The sequence below is a fragment of the Listeria grandensis FSL F6-0971 genome (assembly GCF_000525835.1).
Taxonomy (GTDB): domain Bacteria; phylum Bacillota; class Bacilli; order Lactobacillales; family Listeriaceae; genus Listeria_A; species Listeria_A grandensis.
Map to the genome: position 1 here is coordinate 141,568 of NZ_AODD01000009.1, position 6,283 is coordinate 147,850.

Consider the following 6,283-nt stretch of genomic DNA (forward strand, 5'->3'; position numbering starts at 1 on the left):
ATATATTATATATTAATTATCAGAATTACTAATATTAAAGAGGAGCCCGAAAAAAATGAACAAAAAAAAAATTTTGGAAGATCATTAAAAAAACAATCGTACGAGGTGGCGCAGATATAGACGAACGAGCAGAAGTCTTAGAAAAACTACTCTCTAAACTAAAGCCTGATGATATCGTGAAATGGCAACTTATTTTGGATGAATACCTTGAAGTTTCAAAAGTAGATAGACTCTGGGCCGCTGCTTATCTGCTAAATGATGGCGCTAGTGATGACGGTTTCGACTATTTTCGAGCATGGCTTATCTCGCTTGGGAAAGCCGGATTTTTAGCGATATTAGAGGATCCGGATCTGCTCGGTGAGTTGCTGCAAGATGGCATTGATGATGATTTTCTTGCTGAATTTGAAGAGATCATGTACATTAGTAGCGACGTTTATTTGGAAAAAATCGGAGAAGATGATGAAGAGGTTTTCTTTCAGGCTTGTGATCAGCTAGCTTTAACAACCGATGAAAAATCCGCGATTCATGCAGATATTATCTTACCAGAAGCTCTTGAATGGGATGAAGACGATGATTTAGAAAGTATATTCCCTAAAATAGCGGGGATTAAGCCCGAATAAAAATACACAAAAACACCCCTAAAACTAGATAATATTTCTAATTTTAGGGGTGTTTTTGTATAGCTAATCCTTAAAGAAAGATGATGCTACCGAGCTATCTGGTTTCTGCTCCAATACATCCTTCGCAAATGTACTCGCTGCTTTATACGCCAATAGTTTATCGGGTATACGGTGAAACAATAACATATATTCCTTATATTCGATATTCAAAGGATCCAGCGCCGGAGCACTTTTCGCATGTTCAAAGGCTAACCGATATGCATCTGGGTGGAATGAAAGCGCCGTACTGAGTATCTCCGAGGCTAACATGTGTAGATCCTGATCCTCATTGACCGTCTGTCCCGCAACGACTAAAATTTTAAAAAAACACACGACTATAAGGTCCCTCCGTGCCCTCATCTAGCACCTCAGACATGAGTACACTCACCTCGCCCCAATTTACAGGAACGGGCACAACTCTATTCCAATCATGTTTAGGTGCAAGTATATGACTAATTCTTTGATTTGTAAGATTCGCCACCTCTTGCCTTACAACCATATTTGCGGCTTTATCAGCTAGCATCTCCTCAGATTCACCACTTTTCAAGATATAATTACCTCCATCCTTCCTCGTTATATAACTGACAAATATCGCCAACCATACTTTCCTAGTATACCGAATAAGTTGAAATAGGTATGTAGATGAATTGAGAACATATCCAAAAAAAAAGGCCCTCGGAGAACGCTTTCTTTGCTTCCAGTTTAAAATAATCGCCATGGTATAAAAAAACACCATAAATCGCATCATATCAACGATTTACAGCATCTTCTCTTCTTCCTTCATTTCCTAAAAACGGAGAAACGGGGATTCGAACCCCGGCGCGGCCGGAACCGCCTAACAGATTTCGAGTCTGTCCCCTTCAGCCGGACTTGGGTATTTCCCCAGATTGCAGATGTTCGTCCAATAGTGCATCAAACGTCGCATCCTGAACAATCACAAGTTCCATTCTAATGCATTTTTCGGTAAAAATCCAGTGTTTTCTCCATTCCTTTAAAACCCATCATAAAAATCGCTTCGTACGTGGGGTATAACTTTTTCCCAGGCTGCGATAGTTATGTCACTTGCCGTTGCTTTTCCGTAATACACGAGGTCGCGCGGTCGCACAAATCCCATCAACATCTGGCTCAACCCTTGAATCGAAATCGTCAAAATCCCGCCTTCTGTCTTATCTATGCGTTTCACAAAACTACCCCGAATTTCAAAAAGTCCTTCATTCCAAGGTGCCGTCTCGTCCTCGACTTGTAGATATAGCGTTGTGTCAGAACGATCAAATCGGTATTTCTCAAGAAACGGCTCGACGTCCACAATCCGAACCATAAAATCCAAAATTTCACGCTTTTCGAAGTCTGGAGATGGGAAAGCTAGCGCAATGTCACGCAAAGAGCCTATATTTTTCGCAACAACGCGGTCCACCATCATGCCATGCGACCCGATAAAGCGCCACAGACCTTTTTCAGCTTCGTAATCTAGCGCAATCATTTCATGAATTTTAAAAACCTCGTGATCAAGCCCAAACAGCATGTATCCCGTCGCAATACCGTTCATGTCACAATAAACTGCGATTTCCTTCGTGTATCCACGACGAGCCAGCCGCAACCACCACGCATCGTCGCGCATCATCATGCCACTTTTCTTCGTCAAAGCGAAACGATTATACAATTCGCGAACGACCGAAATCCCTGTACCATCCTCACTCGTGAACCGCATGACACGCCCTGGTACAGTCCCCATATCAGGCAACGCATGCGCCGGAATCGTCAGTTCCACTTTTTCCGTAAAAATCTCGTATCCAAATTTCCGATAAAACGGAATCGAAAACGGGCTCAAATAGGAAACCAGTTGCCCAGCCTCGCGCATTTTCACAAGTGACTCCTCCATTAACCGGCGAATCAAACCACCGTTTCGATACTCTGGATAACTCGCAACATACGCAATGCCGCCCATCGAAAAACGCTCACCCAAAATCGACACGCTGAGCGGATATGTCAAAACCTGTGCCAGTAAATGTTCGCCATAAAACAAACCTAGGCGCCTCGCATTTTCTGCCCAATAATTAAAATCAGCTTCACCACCAGATGCGGGGAGTCGAAATGCATAATCGCGCAATTCCTTCACTTTCCCAATCTCCGAATCCTTAATTTCCCGTAATTCCATACCAACACCCCATTTCTCCTTTATTTTAGCATAAAATGCGCCTAATTGTTCATGAAAACACTTTTACTTACTTTTAGAAACAAACTAATTTTTTGTAAGCATATTACTTGAAGTGTAAAGTGCAATAAGATACACTGTGAAAGTAATCAAAACATATTGGAGGAATTTATAAAATGGCAAATGTATTATTTATAAAAGCAAACGGTTTACCAGCGGAGCGTTCCGTAAGTGTGAAATTATACGAAGAATTCTTGAAGAACTATAAAGCGAGCAATGCAGGGGACACAATCACAGAACTTGATTTGTTCCAAGTAGACCTTCCTTATTATGACGCAACGATGATGAGCGGGCTTTTCAAAGAATCAACGGGTGAAACATTAACAGAAGACGAAGCACGCTTAGCAAAAGTAGCCAATAGCTACCTAGAACAGTTCCTAGCAGCAGACAAAGTTGTGATGGCATTCCCATTATGGAATTTCAGCATCCCAGCCCAATTCCTAACATACTTATTCTACTTAAATCAAGCAGGTAAAACATTCAAATACACAGCACAAGGCCCAGTAGGTCTAGTAACAGACAAAGAAGTCGTATTACTAAACGCACGTGGCGGCGTATACTCAGACGGCCCAATGGAAAGCTGGGAAATGTCATTAAACTATGTAAAAAATGTCTTGGCGCATCTCGGCATCAAAAACCCACAAACCGTAGTCGTAGAAGGTCATAACGCAACACCAGACCAAGCACAAGACCTAATTACAGCTGGTCTTGAAAAAGCAGCAGTATTGGCGAATAAATTTTAACTAGAAGTGCTGAACACGCCCCTTATTCCTCATAGAAATCAGTATAAAAAATAAGAATCGCCACTCCTCAAAAAGTAGCGATCCTTATTTTTTTTACTTACTATCCTTCAAAGCCTCAGTCTCCACTCGTTTCATAAAATCAACCACAACCTTATCATTATTCTTCGAGCTACCGAGCTTCATCAATGCTTTACCAAGAAAATTAACTCCTTGATTCGAACCACTGTAAAAGAATCGTGTCGAATTCTCATCGATTTTTTCAAGCGTAAAAGACGTCTCGATCTTGAATGCCTTTGCGAGCACAAATCCACTCGTATTATGCTTCCGGTTCGGCGTATCCTCGTGTGCTAAATCCTCCACGATATACGTCTCCACACGCTTACCTTCCTGATATTTTTGTCGATATTTTGAACCCACAACGCCTTCCTTTTTTTCAATCACTTCATTCTCAATAATTTGAGGCATAATCCGCGGCATATTTTCGAGCTGAAACAAATTCCAGATCACCTCAATATTCGCCTCGATCACCATTTCCTCATTCCAAGTCTGCATCCTTCAATCCCCCATTTCTAAAAATTCGTCAATCTCCGTAACAATTGCTTCCGTTTCCACAATCCGCTGACGCAAAGCCACTTTCTTCTCCTTTAAAATTTCCTCTAGCTCGAAAAGCGATCGATCATGTATCACCGTCAGCATTTCCTGGATAGAAAAATCAAATCGCCGCAAATAAACAAGTAGTCTTGCCGTCAAGAACGAATGGTTATCATAATAACTATACTTATTTTTAGGATTCACAAATACCGGTACGAGCAACTCCATCTGCGCATAATACCGCAAAGTTTCCTTTGTCAATCCTGTCATCTCAGCAAACTCACCAATTCGGTACATGATTTCTCCTCCTCATCACTAATTATAAACCATGTAGCGCACCACAGTGTCAATTATATTCTTTCGTGAAAAAAATTTCATACGATTTCCACATTCCCCACCACTCCCATGTCAAAATAGGTTATACTAGTAGTAGGCAATCTATATCGTAAGGATGGTGAAGCATAATGTCGCGAGAATATACGGAAGATGATCTTGTATACGGTGAATCTTGGGGACTTGTACACCGTGGCTTTTTGGCGGATAGCGAGATCGAACGAATGAAAGCGCTACGAGATAAGGTGATGGGTAAACGAGGAACAGCCGGAACAACTTTGAAACCGATTGGCAGAGTAATCATTGATGACGAGTGGTACGACGCTAGGCTCAAAGATGGTTATTTAGACATAGGTACTCCTATCGTTGTTGTCGGCATTGATATTGGCTATGTTTTAGTAAATGAAGACCTAAAAAGAGAGGAAGATAATTCATGATTGGACCAATTATTATTGCAGTTTTAGTAATCGTATTTTTGATTATATTTTTCACACTTGTACCGGTGGGCTTATGGATCAGCGCCATTTCCGCGCAGGTTCGTGTCGGACTAGGAACATTGATCGGTATGCGTTTACGCCGAGTAACTCCTTCCCGCGTTGTCAAACCACTGATTAAAGCCGTAAAAGCAGGGCTTGATTTAGAAGTAAATCAACTGGAAAGCCATTACTTAGCTGGTGGTGACGTTGATAAAACCGTCGATGCTTTGATTGCCGCGCACCGTGCTAACATTCAACTTGATTTTAGCCGTGCCGCAGCAATTGACCTTGCAGGACGTGACGTTTTAGAAGCCGTTCAAACTTCCGTTACACCAAAAGTTATCCGCACACCTGAATTTACCGGTGTTGCTCAAAATGGTGTCGAGGTTAAAGTTATCACGCAAATTACCGTGCAGTCAAATATTGACCGTATCGTCGGTGGTGCTGGTGAAGATACCGTTATCGCGCGTGTCGGTGAAGCCGTAGTCTCCACAGTCGGTGAAACCCGTGAACATACCGATGTACTCGAAAACCCAAACAGCATCTCGAAAAAAGTACAAGAACAAGGTCTGGGCGATGGCACTGCTTACACGATTCTTTCTATTGATATTGCTGAAATGCGTATCGGTGACAATATCAAAGCAAAACTTGATATCGAAAAAGCCAATGCCGATATGGAAGTAGCACAAGCTGCCGCGTCAAAACGTAAAGCCGAAGCGATTGCGCTAGAGCAAGAAAACCGTGCTGTCGTAGTTGCAGCCGAAGCCGAAGTCCCAAGAGCCCTTGCAAAAGCACTTGAAAAAGGAAACCTTGGCGCAATGGATATTTACAGGATGGATAATGTTCAGGCGGATACGACGATGAGAGAGGCTATAGCGAAAGAAGATAAATAAGTTTAGCAGGCATCGTCGTTATTAGATGTGGGGATATTCTCTTCGTTCATATCCATATTGATGCTGTAACTCATTTTCATTCGAACAGCCTCAACAATGAGAGAGGCTATAGCGAAAGAAGATAAATAAGTTTGGCAGGCATCGTCGTTATTTAGGTGTTGGGATATTCTCTTCGTTCATATCCATATTGATGCTGTAACTCATTTTCATTCGAACAGCCTCAACAATGAGAGAGGCTATAGCGAAAGAAGATAAATAAGTTTGGCAAGCATCGTCGTTATTTAGATGTTGGGATATTCTCTTCGTTCATATCCATATTGATGCTGTAACTCATTTTCATTCGAACAGCCTCAACAATGAGAGAGGCTATAGCGAA

General features: G+C 41.9%; 8 protein-coding genes, 1 tRNA gene and 1 pseudogene. 4 read left to right on the forward strand and 6 right to left on the reverse strand.

The window, feature by feature from the left end:
* Positions 1-71: 71 nt before the first annotated feature.
* Positions 72-620: pseudogene (locus tag PGRAN_RS07600) on the forward strand (DUF4240 domain-containing protein); the annotation flags it as partial.
* 63 nt (positions 621-683) lie between these two features.
* Here PGRAN_RS07600 and PGRAN_RS07605 read toward each other — a convergent pair.
* The 4 genes from PGRAN_RS07605 to PGRAN_RS07620 all read right to left on the reverse strand — a co-directional run bounded on the left by PGRAN_RS07605 (position 684) and on the right by PGRAN_RS07620 (position 2,814).
* Positions 684-992, reverse strand: a complete 309-nt coding sequence (locus tag PGRAN_RS07605; protein ID WP_051998490.1) for a hypothetical protein — start codon at positions 990-992, stop codon at positions 684-686.
* A complete protein-coding gene (locus tag PGRAN_RS16775) occupies positions 979-1,206 on the reverse strand; it encodes a polymorphic toxin type 35 domain-containing protein (RefSeq protein WP_159101122.1) in 228 nt (75 codons plus the stop codon). The genes PGRAN_RS07605 and PGRAN_RS16775 overlap by 14 nt, the downstream gene beginning before the upstream one ends.
* 247 nt (positions 1,207-1,453) lie before the next feature.
* A tRNA-Ser gene (locus PGRAN_RS07615) sits at positions 1,454-1,543 on the reverse strand.
* Between the two features lie 107 nt (positions 1,544-1,650).
* Positions 1,651-2,814 (reverse strand): GNAT family N-acetyltransferase, encoded by a 1,164-nt coding sequence (locus PGRAN_RS07620; protein ID WP_036066234.1) that lies wholly within the window; start codon positions 2,812-2,814, stop codon positions 1,651-1,653.
* A gap of 173 nt (positions 2,815-2,987) precedes the next feature.
* Between PGRAN_RS07620 and PGRAN_RS07625 the strand changes: the two genes are divergently transcribed.
* A complete protein-coding gene (locus PGRAN_RS07625) occupies positions 2,988-3,614 on the forward strand; it encodes an FMN-dependent NADH-azoreductase (RefSeq protein WP_036066235.1) in 627 nt (208 codons plus the stop codon).
* A 93-nt stretch (positions 3,615-3,707) separates the two neighbouring features.
* Here the strand turns inward: PGRAN_RS07625 and PGRAN_RS07630 are convergent, their stop codons facing one another.
* Together PGRAN_RS07630 and PGRAN_RS07635 are read right to left on the reverse strand one after the other, a co-directional pair.
* Positions 3,708-4,166 (reverse strand): SRPBCC family protein, encoded by a 459-nt coding sequence (locus PGRAN_RS07630; protein ID WP_036066236.1) that lies wholly within the window; start codon positions 4,164-4,166, stop codon positions 3,708-3,710.
* A gap of 3 nt (positions 4,167-4,169) precedes the next feature.
* On the reverse strand, positions 4,170-4,502 hold the full coding sequence (locus PGRAN_RS07635; protein ID WP_036066237.1) for a MerR family transcriptional regulator: 333 nt from the start codon (positions 4,500-4,502) through the stop codon (positions 4,170-4,172).
* Between the two features lie 167 nt (positions 4,503-4,669).
* On the opposite strand from PGRAN_RS07635, the gene PGRAN_RS07640 reads away from it, so the two are divergent.
* Both PGRAN_RS07640 and floA read left to right on the forward strand, forming a co-directional pair.
* Positions 4,670-4,975: an NfeD family protein gene (locus PGRAN_RS07640; protein ID WP_036066240.1), complete on the forward strand. Its 306-nt coding sequence runs from the start codon at positions 4,670-4,672 to the stop codon at positions 4,973-4,975.
* The gene (gene floA / locus PGRAN_RS07645) at positions 4,972-5,907 is read left to right on the forward strand and encodes a flotillin-like protein FloA (protein ID WP_036066241.1); all 936 of its coding nucleotides are present in this window, start codon (positions 4,972-4,974) and stop codon (positions 5,905-5,907) included. The genes PGRAN_RS07640 and floA overlap by 4 nt, the downstream gene beginning before the upstream one ends.
* Positions 5,908-6,283 lie beyond the last annotated feature (376 nt).